This window comes from Streptococcus bovimastitidis (genome assembly GCF_001885095.1).
GTDB classification, from domain to species: Bacteria; Bacillota; Bacilli; order Lactobacillales; family Streptococcaceae; genus Streptococcus; species Streptococcus bovimastitidis.
Genome location: NZ_LZDD01000001.1, coordinates 1,073,923 through 1,089,869, shown reverse-complemented (window position 1 = coordinate 1,089,869; position 15,947 = coordinate 1,073,923). Strand labels below are relative to the sequence as shown.

The window sequence follows — 15,947 nt, the reverse complement described above, 5'->3', positions numbered from 1 at the left end:
TACTTAAAGTGTTTACTCTCATGGAAGATTGATCTTTTTCACGCAAGCCACAGCTTGTCTTCAATTTTAAAATATAAATTGAAGGATATCTTTCTATCAAACCCCCGTGAAAACTAGCTTATATGGCTTGACAATTTAACAGGAGAAAATAAAACATGTCACGTATTGGTAATAAAATCATCACTATGCCTGCAGGTGTTGAACTTAAAAACGACAACAACGTCGTAACAGTTAAAGGCCCTAAAGGCGAACTCACTCGTGAGTTCAATAAAAACATTGAAATTAAAGTTGAAGGAACTGAAATTACTGTTTCACGTCCTAACGACTCTAAAGAAATGAAAACTATCCACGGAACTACTCGTGCTTTGTTAAACAACATGGTACAAGGTGTTTCTGAAGGATTTAAAAAAGATCTTGAAATGAAGGGTGTCGGTTACCGTGCTCAACTTCAAGGAAATAAATTAGTTCTTTCAGTTGGTAAATCTCACCAAGACGAAGTAGAAGCTCCAGAAGGAATCACTTTCACTCTTGCTAATCCAACTTCAATTTCAGTTGAAGGTATTAACAAAGAAGTTGTTGGTCAAACTGCTGCTTATATTCGTAGCTTACGTTCACCAGAACCTTACAAAGGTAAAGGTATTCGTTACGTTGGTGAATATGTACGCCTTAAAGAAGGTAAAACTGGTAAATAATTATTTTATAGAGTTGATCAGATGTTTCTGGTCGCTTGAAGAAATAAGTGCTAATTTGTTAAAAACAAATGTTTAAAAATTAAGAGGTGAAAATTGTGATTTCTAAACCAGATAAAAATAAAATCCGCCAAAAACGCCATCGTCGCGTACGCGGTAAACTCTCTGGAACTGCAGAACGCCCACGTTTGAACGTATACCGTTCTAATACAGGCATCTACGCTCAAGTAATTGATGACGTAGCGGGTGTAACGCTCGCAAGCGCATCAACTCTTGATAAAGACGTTTCAAAAGGAACAAAAACTGAACAAGCCGTTGTAGTCGGCAAACTTGTTGCTGAACGTGCAGTGGCTAAAGGTATTTCTGAAGTGGTGTTTGACCGCGGTGGATATCTCTATCACGGACGTGTAAAAGCTTTAGCTGATGCAGCTCGTGAAAACGGATTGAAATTCTAAAAGGGAGGACACAAAATAATGGCATTTAAAGATAATGCAGTTGAACTTGAAGAACGCGTAGTTGCTATCAACCGTGTTACAAAAGTTGTTAAAGGTGGACGTCGTCTTCGCTTCGCAGCTCTTGTAGTTGTTGGTGATGGTAATGGTCGTGTTGGTTTCGGAACTGGTAAAGCTCAAGAAGTACCAGAAGCTATTCGTAAAGCTGTTGAAGCAGCTAAAAAGAATATGATCGAAGTACCAATGGTTGGTACAACAATTCCTCACGAAGTTTTCACTAACTTTGGTGGAGCGAAAGTATTGTTGAAACCAGCTGTAGAAGGTTCTGGAGTTGCCGCAGGTGGTGCAGTTCGTGCCGTTGTGGAATTAGCAGGTATTGCTGATATCACTTCAAAATCACTTGGTTCTAACACACCAATCAACATTGTTCGTGCAACTGTTGAAGGTTTGAAACAGCTTAAACGTGCAGAAGAAGTTGCTGCTTTACGCGGCGTTTCAGTTTCTGACTTAGCTTAAGAAAGGGGATTATAATGGCTCAAATTAAAATTACTTTGACTAAGTCTCCAATCGGGCGTAAACCAGAACAACGTAAAACTGTTCAAGCTCTTGGACTTGGTAAATTAAACTCTTCAGTTATCAAAGAAGATAACGCTGCTATCCGTGGTATGGTTACAGCGATTTCTCACTTATTAACAGTAGAAGACGTTAAATAAAAATTGTTTAAGTCGTAGGGTTAATTCTCTGCGACTTATAGTTGATTATATGTAAAGGCGAGTTTCTATGGGGAGTCCTTTCCCCTCATAGAGGCGTTAGCAATTTACAAAAAAAGGAGAAAAAATGAAACTTTATGAATTAAAAGCTGCTGAAGGCTCACGTAAAGTACGCAACCGCGTAGGTCGTGGATCATCATCAGGTAACGGTAAAACATCTGGACGCGGACAAAAAGGTCAAAACTCACGTAGTGGTGGTGGCGTTCGTTTAGGTTTTGAGGGTGGACAAACTCCATTGTTCCGTCGCATGCCTAAACGTGGATTCTCAAACATCAATACTAAAGAGTATGCTCTTGTTAACCTTGATCAATTAAACGTTTTTGAAGATGGTACTGAAGTAACACCAGTTGTTCTTAAAGAAGCTGGTATCGTTCGTGCTGAAAAATCAGGCGTTAAAATTCTTGGTAATGGCGAATTGACTAAAAAATTGACTGTAAAAGCAGCTAAATTCTCAAAATCTGCTGAAGCAGCAATTACTGCTAAAGGTGGTTCAATCGAAGTCATCTAATGAGGGGTAACTCATTATGTTCTTAAAAATACTTAAAGATGCATTGAAAATAAAGAATGTTAGACATAAAATTTTCTACACAATCTTTATTATTCTTATATTTCGTATCGGGACACATATTACAGTTCCTGGTGTAAATGCAAAAAGCTTAGAGCAATTGAGTGAACTTCCTTTTCTTAATATGTTGAACTTGGTGAGTGGTAATGCCATGAGAAACTTCTCTGTTTTCTCTATGGGGGTTAGCCCTTACATTACTGCTTCCATTGTTGTTCAACTATTACAAATGGATATTTTACCTAAATTTGTTGAATGGGGAAAACAAGGTGAAGTTGGACGTCGCAAGTTAAATCAAGCGACTCGCTATATTTCATTAGGTTTAGCTTTCATTCAATCAATCGGTATCACGGCAGGTTTCAACAGCTTGTCTAATGTTGCTTTAGTTTCAACACCAAATGTAAAAACTTATTTACTGATCGGTGCTTTGCTAACAACAGGTAGTATGATTGTAACCTGGTTAGGTGAACAAATTACAGATAAAGGATTTGGCAATGGTGTTTCAATGATTATCTTTGCGGGTATCATTTCATCTATTCCAAATGCGATTGCGACAGTACATGAAGATTATTTTGTAAACGTCAAAGCGGGTGATATTCAATCATCATACGTTGTAGTTGGCTTATTAATCCTTGCCGTACTTGCAATTGTCTTCTTTACAACATTTGTTCAACAAGCGGAATACAAAATTCCAATCCAATATACTAAACTTGTTCAGGGCGCACCTACAAGTTCGTATCTTCCTCTAAAAGTTAATCCAGCAGGCGTTATTCCCGTTATCTTTGCTAGCTCGATTACAACCATTCCAAGTACTCTGATTCCTTTCTTTCAAAATGGAAGAGATATTCCTTGGCTAACAAAAATGCAAGAGATTTTTAATTATCAGTCTCCGACTGGAATGATTGTCTATGCATTCTTGATTATCTTGTTCTCATTCTTCTATACCTTTGTCCAAGTAAATCCTGAGAAAACAGCTGAAAATCTACAGAAGAATTCGTCTTATATTCCAAGTGTTCGACCTGGACGTGAAACAGAACAATATATGTCGTCATTGCTTAAGAAATTGGCAACCTTAGGTGCGATTTTCTTAGCGTTTATCTCTTTAGTTCCAATTGCGGCACAGCAATCACTAAATCTTTCTTCAGGCATCGCCTTGGGGGGGACTAGCTTGCTCATCTTGATTTCAACAGGAATTGAAGGAATGAAACAACTTGAAGGCTACCTTCTCAAGAGAAAGTATGTCGGATTTATGAATACAGCAGAATAGAATATAGGTTGACATTGTCAACCTACTATTTTGTTTTCAGGTGATAGTAAGACTTAGTCAGATTTCTTATTATCATTTGAAAACAAAAACCAAAATGAGCATTCATTTTATTATTTTAGTCAAGAGGAGACTGACATGAATCTTTTAATTATGGGATTACCTGGTGCAGGTAAAGGGACTCAAGCAGCAAAAATCGTTGAAGAATTTGGTGTAATCCATATTTCAACAGGTGACATGTTCCGTGCGGCAATGGCTAACCAAACTGAAATGGGTAAACTTGCTAAATCTTACATTGATAAAGGTGATTTAGTACCAGATGAAGTAACAAATGGTATTGTAAAAGAACGTTTATCTCAAGATGACATTAAAGCAAAAGGTTTCTTATTAGATGGTTATCCACGTACAATTGATCAGGCTCATGCTTTGGATGCAACTTTAGAAGCTTTAGGATTAAAACTTGATGGTGTTATTAACATCGTTGTGGACCCTGCTTCATTAGTTGAACGTCTAAGTGGCCGTATCATTAACAAAAAAACTGGCGAAACATTCCATAAAGTATTTAACCCACCTGCTGGGGATTATGATGAAAATGACTACTACCAACGCGAAGATGATAAACCAGAAACCGTTAAACGTCGTTTGGATGTTAACATCGCACAAGGTCAGCCAATAATTGATCATTACAGAGAAGCAGGAATCGTTATCGATATTAACGGTAACCAAGAAATCGAAACAGTTTTCAGTGACATTGAAAAAGTCATCGAAAAGCTAAAATAATTTCTAATAAACTACTTGCGAAAGTAGAAATGAAGTGCTATAATAGGCTAGTCTGACTTATAATTGTTACCTCTGTGCTCAGAGGACATCAAATCGAAATTTAGGGGGTACTTTTGCGTGGCAAAAGAAGACGTGATTGAAATTGAAGGTAAAGTTGTTGAAACGATGCCAAACGCAATGTTTACTGTTGAATTAGAAAATGGACACCAAATTCTAGCAACTGTATCAGGTAAAATCCGTAAAAATTACATTCGTATTTTAGTAGGGGACCGTGTTACAGTAGAAATGAGTCCGTACGATTTAACACGTGGACGTATCACATACCGCTTTAAATAGTCGAAATAATTGGAGGGATTAAAACATGAAGGTAAGACCATCGGTTAAACCAATTTGCGAATACTGTAAAGTAATTCGTCGTAACGGTCGTGTTATGGTGATTTGTCCAACAAATCCAAAACACAAACAACGTCAAGGATAATATAGAAAGGAGAAAAAATGGCTCGTATAGCTGGAGTTGATATTCCAAATGATAAACGCGTAGTAATTTCACTTACTTATGTTTACGGAATTGGTCTTGCAACATCACAAAAAATCTTAGCAAATGCTGGTATCTCAGAAGATATCCGTGTTAAAGATTTAACAAGTGATCAAGAAGATGCAATCCGTCGCGAAATCGATTCAATCAAAGTTGAAGGTGACCTTCGTCGTGAAGTTAACTTAAACATCAAACGTTTGATGGAAATCGGATCATACCGTGGAATCCGTCACCGTCGTGGACTTCCTGTCCGTGGACAAAACACAAAAAACAACGCTCGTACTCGTAAAGGGAAACCTACTGCGATTGCTGGTAAGAAAAAATAAAATAGGAGGTAAAGAAATTGGCTAAACCAACACGTAAACGTCGTGTGAAAAAGAACATCGAATCTGGTGTTGCCCATATTCACGCTACATTTAATAACACTATTGTTATGATTACAGATGTTCATGGTAACGCTCTTGCATGGTCATCAGCTGGTGCTCTTGGTTTCAAAGGATCTCGTAAATCAACACCTTTTGCTGCTCAAATGGCTGCTGAAGCTGCTGCGAAATCTGCACAAGAACACGGTCTTAAAACTGTTGAAGTTACTGTAAAAGGCCCTGGTTCAGGTCGTGAGTCTGCTATTCGTGCGCTTGCTGCTGCAGGTCTTGAAGTAACTGCAATTCGTGACGTGACTCCTGTACCACATAATGGTGCTCGTCCTCCAAAACGTCGTCGTGTATAATCATAATAACTAATAGTACACAAGTTTCGTTTCGAGGGGTGAAAAAATGATTGAGTTTGAAAAACCAACAATAACAAAAATTGATGAAAATAAAGATTACGGAAGATTTGTGATCGAACCACTAGAACGTGGCTACGGTACAACTCTAGGTAATTCACTTCGTCGTGTACTCTTGTCATCACTTCCGGGTGCGGCAGTTACATCAATTAAATTTGATGGGGTATTACACGAATTTGATACAATCCCAGGTGTACGTGAAGATGTGATGCAAATTATCCTTAACGTTAAGGGTCTTGCTGTAAAATCTTACGTAGAAGACGAAAAGATGATCGAACTAGATGTAGAAGGTCCTGCAGAAGTTACTGCTGGTGATATTCTTACAGATAGCGACATTGAACTTGTTAACCCAGATCATTATCTCTTTACCATTGCTGAAGGTCATTCACTAAAAGCAACTATGACTGTTGCTAAAAAACGTGGTTATGTCCTTGCAGAAGGTAATAAAAAAGATGATGCACCTGTTGGAACATTGGCAGTAGATTCTATCTACACACCAGTGAAAAAAGTTAACTATCAAGTTGAACCTGCCCGCGTTGGTAGCAATGATGGCTTTGATAAGTTAACAATTGAAATCATGACAAATGGAACTATCATTCCTGAAGATGCATTAGGTCTGTCTGCTCGAGTTTTAATTGAACACTTGAATCTCTTTACTGACTTAACTGAAGTGGCTAAAGCTACAGATGTTATGAAAGAAACTGAAAAAGTGAACGATGAAAAAGTACTTGACCGCACAATTGAGGAACTTGATTTATCCGTACGCTCATATAACTGTCTTAAACGCGCAGGCATTAATACTGTCTTCGATTTAACAGAAAAATCTGAGCCTGAAATGATGAAAGTCCGTAACCTTGGACGTAAGAGTCTAGAAGAAGTTAAGGTAAAACTTGCTGATTTAGGTCTTGGACTAAAAAACGATAAATAATATAGGAGGACAAAATGGCTTACCGTAAACTAGGACGCACTAGCTCACAACGTAAAGCAATGCTTCGTGATTTAACGACTGACTTATTAATCAACGAATCTATTGTTACAACTGAAGCACGTGCAAAAGAAATCCGTAAAACAGTTGAAAAAATGATTACTCTTGGTAAACGTGGTGATCTTCATGCTCGTCGTCAAGCAGCTGCTTACGTACGTAATGAAATTGCATCAGAAAACTATGACGAAGCTACAGATAAATATTCATCTACTACAGCTCTTCAAAAACTTTTCGATGATATCGCACCTCGTTATGCTGAACGCAATGGTGGATACACTCGTATTCTTAAAACAGAACCACGCCGTGGAGATGCTGCTCCAATGGCAATTATTGAATTAGTATAATTTTTATCAATTTTGTTGAGTGTTATGATGGTGGAACGTTCTTTATTTCGTTCTTAGTCTAGCTCTGGTCTACCGCTAGGAATTTTTCCTAGCGGGAACACTCATCATATTGTTAGTGGTAACGCTTGTTTACGAAATAGATCTAAGTTTAGACGTATTTCGCAAGCAGGCGTTTTGTTGTGCTTAAAACATGCTATATTGGCCTATAAATCGTATATTTTCACCCTTAAATACAATCTGTTTAAGTTAAGTAGGAAAATTGCTGAGCACCATATAGTATGACAGTGGTCCAGAAATAATTAAAAAAGTTTCGAAAACTTATTGACTTTGGAATTGAAAGTCGGTATACTAATAAAGCTGTCAAAAGCGTCGCTGGAAATGCTATAAAAAAGTAATAAAAAATGCCAAAGAAAAGTCAAAAAAGTATTGACAAAGGCATAGTGACCTGATAGAATATAATAGTTGTCTCGTAAGAGATGGCAAGACCTTTGAGAACTGAATAAGACAAGAAAAACCAAATGTGAGGGTGATATGTTAAGAAGCATATTATCCGTCAATGAAGTAAAAAANAAAAAACAATAAATCTGTCAGCGACAGAAAAAGAACGAGTAAGTTCAAACTAAAATGAGAGTTTGATCCTGGCTCAGGACGAACGCTGGCGGCGTGCCTAATACATGCAAGTAGAACGCTGAGGTCTGGTGCTTGCACTAGACCAAGGAGTTGCGAACGGGTGAGTAACGCGTAGGTAACCTACCTCATAGCGGGGGATAACTATTGGAAACGATAGCTAATACCGCATGACAATAGAGTACACATGTACTTAATTTAAAAGGGGCAACTGCTCCACTATGAGATGGACCTGCGTTGTATTAGCTAGTTGGTGAGGTAACGGCTCACCAAGGCGACGATACATAGCCGACCTGAGAGGGTGATCGGCCACACTGGGACTGAGACACGGCCCAGACTCCTACGGGAGGCAGCAGTAGGGAATCTTCGGCAATGGGGGGAACCCTGACCGAGCAACGCCGCGTGAGTGAAGAAGGTTTTCGGATCGTAAAGCTCTGTTGTTAGAGAAGAACGGTAATGGGAGTGGAAAATCCATTACGTGACGGTAACTAACCAGAAAGGGACGGCTAACTACGTGCCAGCAGCCGCGGTAATACGTAGGTCTCGAGCGTTGTCCGGATTTATTGGGCGTAAAGCGAGCGCAGGCGGTTTGATAAGTCTGAAGTTAAAGGCTGTGGCTTAACCATAGTATGCTTTGGAAACTGTCAAACTTGAGTGCAGAAGGGGAGAGTGGAATTCCATGTGTAGCGGTGAAATGCGTAGATATATGGAGGAACACCGGTGGCGAAAGCGGCTCTCTGGTCTGTAACTGACGCTGAGGCTCGAAAGCGTGGGGAGCAAACAGGATTAGATACCCTGGTAGTCCACGCCGTAAACGATGAGTGCTAGGTGTTAGGCCCTTTCCGGGGCTTAGTGCCGCAGCTAACGCATTAAGCACTCCGCCTGGGGAGTACGACCGCAAGGTTGAAACTCAAAGGAATTGACGGGGGCCCGCACAAGCGGTGGAGCATGTGGTTTAATTCGAAGCAACGCGAAGAACCTTACCAGGTCTTGACATCCTTCTGACCGTCCTAGAGATAGGATTTCCCTTCGGGGCAGAAGTGACAGGTGGTGCATGGTTGTCGTCAGCTCGTGTCGTGAGATGTTGGGTTAAGTCCCGCAACGAGCGCAACCCCTATTGTTAGTTGCCATCATTAAGTTGGGCACTCTAGCGAGACTGCCGGTAATAAACCGGAGGAAGGTGGGGATGACGTCAAATCATCATGCCCCTTATGACCTGGGCTACACACGTGCTACAATGGTTGGTACAACGAGTCGCAAGCCGGTGACGGCAAGCTAATCTCTTAAAGCCAATCTCAGTTCGGATTGTAGGCTGCAACTCGCCTACATGAAGTCGGAATCGCTAGTAATCGCGGATCAGCACGCCGCGGTGAATACGTTCCCGGGCCTTGTACACACCGCCCGTCACACCACGAGAGTTTGTAACACCCGAAGTCGGTGAGGTAACCTTTTAGGAGCCAGCCGCCTAAGGTGGGATAGATGATTGGGGTGAAGTCGTAACAAGGTAGCCGTATCGGAAGGTGCGGCTGGATCACCTCCTTTCTAAGGAAATGGAAACATTTGGTTTTGTCTTATTTAGTTTTGAGAGGTCTTATTTAAGTTATGAGAACGTTAAGAAATCTGTATGAAAATAGGAAATTGACGCCGTGTGCTTGCACACAAGGAAAATTATCTTTTTCACTAAGATTTTAGTTCGAATACAATTAAGCTTCACGTAATAGAATAGAATACCACTAATAATGTAACAACCAGTTTATTAGTCGGGGCCTTAGCTCAGCTGGGAGAGCGCCTGCTTTGCACGCAGGAGGTCAGCGGTTCGATCCCGCTAGGCTCCATTATCTAGGATACAAAGAGATGTTCGGCTAGCCGAAATTTCTTAGGAAACTAGATAAATGATATTTGAATAGGAACCTAAACTTACTAGAAATAAGTCAAAACCAACTCGTGTCTGAAGACACATCACTGGTTTGTTCCTTATTTTACGCAAGTTTTACGACAAGTCGTACCGGTTCTTAATATCATAATAGTCCATTGAAAATTGAATAACTATATCAAATTCCACGATCATGAAAATGATTGTAGAAAAAAGTAACAAGAAATAAACCGAAAAAAAGATAAACGCGAACATATTAAAAAAAATTAAGAAGGTCGAAAGACTGGAACTAAGGTTAAGTTAATAAGGGCGCACGGTGGATGCCTTGGCACTAGAAGCCGATGAAGGACGTGACTAACGACGAAATGCTTTGGGGAGCTGTAAGTAAGCGCTGATCCAGAGATGTCCGAATGGGGGAACCCGGCATGTAATGCATGTCATCACTAATTGTTAAGATTAGTTGAAGGAAGACGCAGTGAACTGAAACATCTAAGTAGCTGCAGGAAGAGAAAGCAAACGCGATTGCCTTAGTAGCGGCGAGCGAAACGGCAGGAGGGCAAACCGAGGAGTTTACTCCTCGGGGTTGTAGGACTGCGACGTGGGACTTTAATTTAATAGAAGAATTACCTGGGAAGGTAAGCCGTAGAGAGTAACAGCCTCGTACTTAAAATTGAATTGAGCCCTAGCAGTATCCTGAGTACGGCGAGACACGCGAAATCTCGTCGGAATCTGGGAGGACCATCTCCCAACCCTAAATACTCTCTAGTGACCGATAGTGAACCAGTACCGTGAGGGAAAGGTGAAAAGCACCCCGGGAGGGGAGTGAAATAGAACCTGAAACCGTGTGCCTACAACAAGTTCGAGCCCGTTAATGGGTGAGAGCGTGCCTTTTGTAGAATGAACCGGCGAGTTACGTTATGATGCGAGGTTAAGTTGAAGAGACGGAGCCGTAGGGAAACCGAGTCTTAATAGGGCGACTTAGTATCATGATGTAGACCCGAAACCATGTGACCTACCCATGAGCAGGTTGAAGGTGCGGTAAAACGCACTGGAGGACCGAACCAGGGCACGTTGAAAAGTGCTTGGATGACTTGTGGGTAGCGGAGAAATTCCAAACGAACTTGGAGATAGCTGGTTCTCTCCGAAATAGCTTTAGGGCTAGCGTCGATGTTAAGTCTCTTGGAGGTAGAGCACTGTTTGGGTGAGGGGTCCATCCCGGATTACCAATCTCAGATAAACTCCGAATGCCAAGTAGATATAATCGGCAGTCAGACTGCGAGTGCTAAGATCCGTAGTCGAAAGGGAAACAGCCCAGACCACCAGCTAAGGTCCCAAAATAATTGTTAAGTGGAAAAGGATGTGGGGTTGCACAGACAACTAGGATGTTAGCTTAGAAGCAGCTATTCATTCAAAGAGTGCGTAATAGCTCACTAGTCGAGTGACCCTGCGCCGAAAATGTACCGGGGCTAAAACAATTTACCGAAGCTGTGGATCCCGTAAGGGATGGTAGGAGAGCGTTCTATGTGTGAAGAAGGTATACCGTGAGGAGTGCTGGAACGCATAGAAGTGAGAATGCCGGTATGAGTAGCGCAAGACAGGTGAGAATCCTGTCCACCGTAAGACTAAGGTTTCCAGGGGAAGGCTCGTCCGCCCTGGGTTAGTCGGGACCTAAGGAGAGACCGAAAGGTGTATTCGATGGCCAACAGGTTGATATTCCTGTACTAGTATGTAAAGTGATGGAGGGACGCAGTAGGCTACCTAAAGCGTGCGACTGGAAGTGCACGTCCAAGCAGTGAGGTGTGGTATGAGTAAAATGCTTATACCTGATACATTGAGCTGTGATGGGGAGCGAATTTAAGTAGCGAAGTTAGAGATGTCACACTGCCAAGAAAAGCTTCTAGCGTTTAATTACATACTACCCGTACCGCAAACCGACACAGGTAGTCGAGGCGAGTAGCCTCAGGTGATCGAGAGAACTCTCGTTAAGGAACTCGGCAAAATGACCCCGTAACTTCGGGAGAAGGGGTGCTGTCAGCGATGACAGCCGCAGTGAATAGGCCCAAGCAACTGTTTATCAAAAACACAGCTCTCTGCTAAATCGTAAGATGATGTATAGGGGGTGACGCCTGCCCGGTGCTGGAAGGTTAAGAGGAGTGCTTAGCGTAAGCGAAGGTATGAATTGAAGCCCCAGTAAACGGCGGCCGTAACTATAACGGTCCTAAGGTAGCGAAATTCCTTGTCGGGTAAGTTCCGACCCGCACGAAAGGCGTAATGATTTGGGCACTGTCTCAACGAGAGACTCGGTGAAATTTTAGTACCTGTGAAGATGCAGGTTACCCGCGACAGGACGGAAAGACCCCATGGAGCTTTACTGCAGTTTGATATTGAGTATCTGTACCACATGTACAGGATAGGTAGGAGCCATTGAGGACGGGACGCCAGTTTCGTTTGAGGCGTTGTTGGGATACTACCCTTGTGTTATGGCTACTCTAACCCAGATAGGTTTATCCCTATCGGAGACAGTGTCTGACGGGCAGTTTGACTGGGGCGGTCGCCTCCTAAAAGGTAACGGAGGCGCCCAAAGGTTCCCTCAGAATGGTTGGAAATCATTCGCAGAGTGTAAAGGTATAAGGGAGCTTGACTGCGAGAGCTACAACTCGAGCAGGGACGAAAGTCGGGCTTAGTGATCCGGTGGTTCCGCATGGAAGGGCCATCGCTCAACGGATAAAAGCTACCCTGGGGATAACAGGCTTATCTCCCCCAAGAGTTCACATCGACGGGGAGGTTTGGCACCTCGATGTCGGCTCGTCGCATCCTGGGGCTGTAGTCGGTCCCAAGGGTTGGGCTGTTCGCCCATTAAAGCGGCACGCGAGCTGGGTTCAGAACGTCGTGAGACAGTTCGGTCCCTATCCGTCGCGGGCGTAGGAAATTTGAGAGGATCTGCTCCTAGTACGAGAGGACCAGAGTGGACTTACCGCTGGTGTACCAGTTGTCTTGCCAAAGGCATCGCTGGGTAGCTATGTAGGGAAGGGATAAGCGCTGAAAGCATCTAAGTGCGAAGCCCCCCTCAAGATGAGATTTCCCATGATTTTATATCAGTAAGAGCCCTGAGAGATGATCAGGTAGATAGGTTAGAAGTGGAAGTGTAGTGATACATGTAGCGGACTAATACTAATAGCTCGAGGACTTATCCAAAGATAAGAATTAATAAAGAAAAGTTTATTGACATAGAGGTAGACTTCTTGTTAAGATATAGTTATTCAATTTTGAGTGGACTAAAAAGTTAAGTGACGATAGCCTAGGAGATACACCTGTACCCATGCCGAACACAGTAGTTAAGCCCTAGAACGCCTGAAGTAGTTGGGGGTTGCCCCCTGTTAGATACGGAAGTCGCTTAGCTTTTATCCGCCATAGCTCAGTTGGTAGTAGCGCATGACTGTTAATCATGATGTCGTAGGTTCGAGTCCTACTGGCGGAGTCGATAGAGATAGGGATTCCTATCTTTTTTGATTTATTTTTAAAAAAGGTGTATACTAATTTTAGGAATGTATTTAGCACCCTTAGCTCAACTGGATAGAGTACCTGACTACGAATCAGGCGGTTAGAGGTTCGACTCCTCTAGGGTGCATCTTATATCAAAGAACATGACATTGATGTCATGTTCTTTTTTTCCTTCTTTTTTTACAATGGAGCTACTATTGTGAAAGAAGGTGTTCTTATTAATCCAATTACTCAAAGTGAATTAAATCAGGCCTTTAATCTAGTTAAACCCATTATTTATAAGTTAAGGAGAACCTATTATATTCAATTATGGGAGTTAGATGATTGGTTACAAGAAGGGCGATTAATATTATATCAATTATTAGAATTGTATCCTGATTTGATTCTCATCCAAAACAGTCTTAAATTGAAGATATTTTTTAAAACCAAATTTTCATCCTACATAAAAGATAGAATAAGACACCAAGAATCTTATAAGTGCCGTTTTAATCGCTTACCTTACGAGGAAGTTTCCGATATTTCTCATAGAATTCCAGATGATGGACTTGTTATTGACGACATTGTTTGTTACCGTGCTGTTCTCGAAGAATTGAAAGTTCATTTAAATGGGGATGATTTAAATAAATTAGATAAAGTGCTAAGTGGTCAACAATTTTCAGGAAAAAAAGCATTTCTTAGACGGCTGAAACCCTATTTTATTGATTTTCAATAGTTCCTAATTATCCTCTTTGCCTGCATTACTTTTGTTTGGCAATATGGTATAATAAAGGGTAATAAAAAATTTGGAGAAAAAATGAGCATTGACGATTATAGGCCCACTTTCATTGTGGAAGCCGTTTATGATTTAAGAGCAGATGATTTATTAAGAAGAGGGATCTCAGCAGTCCTTGTTGACCTGGATAATACCCTCATTGCCTGGAATAACCCTGACGGTACACCTGAAGTAAGAGCTTGGTTGGATGAAATGACCATGGCAGACATCACGGTAGTTGTAGTTTCTAACAACAATTACAAGAGAGTTGAGAGAGCAGTATCACGCTTTGGGGTAGATTTTGTTAGTAGAGCAATGAAGCCTTTTTCGCGTGGCATTGATATTGCAATGAAACGCTATGGTTTTTCAGATGATGAAGTCATAATGGTTGGTGATCAATTGATGACAGATATTCGAGCAAGTCATCGGGCAGGTATTCAATCTGTTTTAGTTAAACCACTTGTGACGACAGATGCTTGGAATACAAAAGTTAATCGTTTTAGAGAAAAACGTGTACTTAAAAAATTAGAAAATAAATATGGTAAATTTGTTTACCAAAAAGGAATTTAATGGAAGAATTATTTTGTATCGGATGTGGAATTAAAATCCAAACCGAAAATAAGGAAGAAGCTGGCTTTACACCAAATGCGGCTTTAAAAAAAGGCTTAGAAACTGGTGAATTATATTGCCAACGTTGTTTCCGTTTACGGCACTACAATGAAATTACAGATGTTCATTTGACTGACGATGACTTTTTGAAGCTCTTACATGAGGTTGGTGATAGTGATGCCTTAGTCGTAAATGTGGTAGATATTTTTGACTTTAATGGTTCGGTCATTCCAGGCTTATCACGCTTTGTTTCTGGTAATGATGTTCTATTAGTTGGAAATAAAAAAGATATCTTACCAAAATCAACAAAAGATAGCAAAGTTAGCCAATGGTTATTAGAAAGAGCTCATGAAGAAGGCTTAAGACCAGTTGACGTTGTTCTTACTAGTGCACAAAATAAGTATGCCATTAAGGACCTAATTGACGCTATCAATAAATTGAGAAAAGGTCGCGACGTGTACGTTGTTGGTGTTACAAATGTTGGTAAGTCAACTTTAATTAATGCTATTATCCAAGAAATCACTGGTGATAAAAATGTCATTACGACGTCACGTTTCCCTGGTACAACTCTGGATAAAATTGAGATTCCTCTCGATGACGGTACTTTCATTTTCGATACCCCAGGTATTATACACCGTCACCAAATGGCACATTATCTTAAGGCTAAAGACCTTAAATACATTAGTCCCAAAAAAGAAATTAAACCTAAAACTTATCAGTTGAATCCAGAACAAACCTTATTCTTAGGTGGATTGGGCCGTTTTGATTTTATTTCAGGTGACCGTCAGGGTGTTACAGCTTATTTTGACAACAACCTCACTATTCACCGAACTAAACTAGAGGGCGCTAGCGATTTTTATAAAAAACATAAGGGAACACTATTGACCCCGCCTGACCAAGAAGATGCGGAAACTTTCCCAGATTTAGTATCTTATGAGTTTACCATAGACAGTAAGATGGATTTGGTTTTTTCTGGTTTAGGCTGGATTAGGGTTAACGGAAGCAAAGAGAATGTTCTTAAAATTGCTGGCTGGGCTCCAAAAGGTGTTGCTGTGCTAGTAAGAAAAGCAATTATTTAGAAAAGTAAAAGGAAAATATCATGTTAACAAGTAAACAAAGAGCTTTTTTGAAAGCTGAAGCTCATAGCCTAAAGCCAATTGTTCAGATTGGAAAAAATGGCCTAAATAATCAGATTAAGACAAGCATTCGTCAGGCTCTTGATGCAAGAGAATTAATTAAAGTAACCTTATTGCAAAATACAGATGAAGATATTCATGATGTTGCTGAAACATTGGAAGATGAAATCGGTTGTGATTCTGTGTTAAAAATTGGACGTATATTAATTCTTTATAAAGTATCAGCTAAAAAAGAAAACCGTAAGTTATCACCAAAAGTTAAAGAGATTTAAATTAACTATAAGA

General features: G+C 40.7%; 17 protein-coding genes, 3 tRNA genes and 3 rRNA genes. All 23 read left to right on the top strand.

Translation table 11 applies throughout. The features are described 5' to 3' along the window. Window positions 1-155 precede the first annotated feature (155 nt). Window positions 156-692 carry a 50S ribosomal protein L6 gene (gene rplF / locus A9Q68_RS05410; protein ID WP_071793661.1) on the top strand — a complete coding sequence of 179 codons (537 nt, stop codon included), beginning with the start codon at window positions 156-158 and terminating at the stop codon, window positions 690-692. Window positions 693-787: 95 nt separating this feature from the next. Continuing rightward, complete coding sequence (gene rplR / locus A9Q68_RS05405) at window positions 788-1,144, top strand: 50S ribosomal protein L18 (protein ID WP_102776680.1); 357 nt, start codon at window positions 788-790, stop codon at window positions 1,142-1,144. 18 nt (window positions 1,145-1,162) lie between these two features. Beyond that, a complete protein-coding gene (rpsE, locus tag A9Q68_RS05400; protein WP_003082868.1) occupies window positions 1,163-1,657 on the top strand; it encodes a 30S ribosomal protein S5 in 495 nt (164 codons plus the stop codon). A 14-nt stretch (window positions 1,658-1,671) separates the two neighbouring features. Next, window positions 1,672-1,854, top strand: a complete 183-nt coding sequence (gene rpmD, locus A9Q68_RS05395) for a 50S ribosomal protein L30 (RefSeq protein WP_007891758.1) — start codon at window positions 1,672-1,674, stop codon at window positions 1,852-1,854. 124 nt (window positions 1,855-1,978) lie between these two features. Continuing rightward, window positions 1,979-2,419, top strand: a complete 441-nt coding sequence (gene rplO / locus A9Q68_RS05390) for a 50S ribosomal protein L15 (RefSeq protein ID WP_071793659.1) — start codon at window positions 1,979-1,981, stop codon at window positions 2,417-2,419. A 16-nt stretch (window positions 2,420-2,435) separates the two neighbouring features. Next, a complete protein-coding gene (gene secY, locus A9Q68_RS05385) occupies window positions 2,436-3,740 on the top strand; it encodes a preprotein translocase subunit SecY (protein WP_071793658.1) in 1,305 nt (434 codons plus the stop codon). Window positions 3,741-3,875: 135 nt separating this feature from the next. After that, entirely contained in the window at window positions 3,876-4,517 is a 642-nt protein-coding gene (locus tag A9Q68_RS05380; protein WP_071793657.1) for an adenylate kinase, read from the top strand. 117 nt (window positions 4,518-4,634) lie between these two features. Continuing rightward, the gene (gene infA, locus A9Q68_RS05375; RefSeq protein WP_001040189.1) at window positions 4,635-4,853 is read left to right on the top strand and encodes a translation initiation factor IF-1; all 219 of its coding nucleotides are present in this window, start codon (window positions 4,635-4,637) and stop codon (window positions 4,851-4,853) included. Window positions 4,854-4,878: 25 nt separating this feature from the next. Then, on the top strand, window positions 4,879-4,995 hold the full coding sequence (gene rpmJ, locus A9Q68_RS05370) for a 50S ribosomal protein L36 (protein ID WP_000868345.1): 117 nt from the start codon (window positions 4,879-4,881) through the stop codon (window positions 4,993-4,995). A 17-nt stretch (window positions 4,996-5,012) separates the two neighbouring features. Beyond that, on the top strand, window positions 5,013-5,378 hold the full coding sequence (gene rpsM / locus A9Q68_RS05365) for a 30S ribosomal protein S13 (RefSeq protein WP_071793656.1): 366 nt from the start codon (window positions 5,013-5,015) through the stop codon (window positions 5,376-5,378). Window positions 5,379-5,395: 17 nt separating this feature from the next. After that, a complete protein-coding gene (rpsK, locus tag A9Q68_RS05360) occupies window positions 5,396-5,779 on the top strand; it encodes a 30S ribosomal protein S11 (protein ID WP_001118387.1) in 384 nt (127 codons plus the stop codon). 46 nt (window positions 5,780-5,825) lie between these two features. Then, complete coding sequence (locus tag A9Q68_RS05355; RefSeq protein WP_071793655.1) at window positions 5,826-6,764, top strand: DNA-directed RNA polymerase subunit alpha; 939 nt, start codon at window positions 5,826-5,828, stop codon at window positions 6,762-6,764. A 14-nt stretch (window positions 6,765-6,778) separates the two neighbouring features. Continuing rightward, window positions 6,779-7,165 carry a 50S ribosomal protein L17 gene (gene rplQ, locus A9Q68_RS05350; RefSeq protein ID WP_071793654.1) on the top strand — a complete coding sequence of 129 codons (387 nt, stop codon included), beginning with the start codon at window positions 6,779-6,781 and terminating at the stop codon, window positions 7,163-7,165. Window positions 7,166-7,785: 620 nt separating this feature from the next. After that, window positions 7,786-9,334, top strand: a 16S ribosomal RNA gene (locus A9Q68_RS05345). 220 nt (window positions 9,335-9,554) lie between these two features. Continuing rightward, window positions 9,555-9,627: transfer RNA gene (locus A9Q68_RS05340), tRNA-Ala, on the top strand. A 331-nt stretch (window positions 9,628-9,958) separates the two neighbouring features. Beyond that, a 23S ribosomal RNA gene (locus A9Q68_RS05335) occupies window positions 9,959-12,860 on the top strand. Window positions 12,861-12,948: 88 nt separating this feature from the next. Beyond that, a 5S ribosomal RNA gene (gene rrf, locus A9Q68_RS05330) occupies window positions 12,949-13,064 on the top strand. Together the 16S, 23S and 5S rRNA genes with 3 tRNA genes alongside form the textbook arrangement of a ribosomal RNA operon. A 5-nt stretch (window positions 13,065-13,069) precedes the next feature. After that, window positions 13,070-13,143 (top strand) — tRNA-Asn (locus tag A9Q68_RS05325). Between the two features lie 76 nt (window positions 13,144-13,219). After that, a tRNA-Arg gene (locus tag A9Q68_RS05320) sits at window positions 13,220-13,293 on the top strand. 72 nt (window positions 13,294-13,365) lie between these two features. Beyond that, entirely contained in the window at window positions 13,366-13,878 is a 513-nt protein-coding gene (locus tag A9Q68_RS05315) for a sigma-70 family RNA polymerase sigma factor (protein WP_240494208.1), read from the top strand. Between the two features lie 81 nt (window positions 13,879-13,959). Next, window positions 13,960-14,487, top strand: a complete 528-nt coding sequence (locus A9Q68_RS05310) for a YqeG family HAD IIIA-type phosphatase (RefSeq protein WP_071793653.1) — start codon at window positions 13,960-13,962, stop codon at window positions 14,485-14,487. After that, on the top strand, window positions 14,487-15,605 hold the full coding sequence (gene yqeH / locus A9Q68_RS05305; protein ID WP_071793652.1) for a ribosome biogenesis GTPase YqeH: 1,119 nt from the start codon (window positions 14,487-14,489) through the stop codon (window positions 15,603-15,605). The genes A9Q68_RS05310 and yqeH overlap by 1 nt, the downstream gene beginning before the upstream one ends. 20 nt (window positions 15,606-15,625) lie before the next feature. Then, window positions 15,626-15,934, top strand: a complete 309-nt coding sequence (gene yhbY, locus A9Q68_RS05300; RefSeq protein WP_071793651.1) for a ribosome assembly RNA-binding protein YhbY — start codon at window positions 15,626-15,628, stop codon at window positions 15,932-15,934. The last annotated feature ends 13 nt before the right edge of the window (window positions 15,935-15,947 follow it).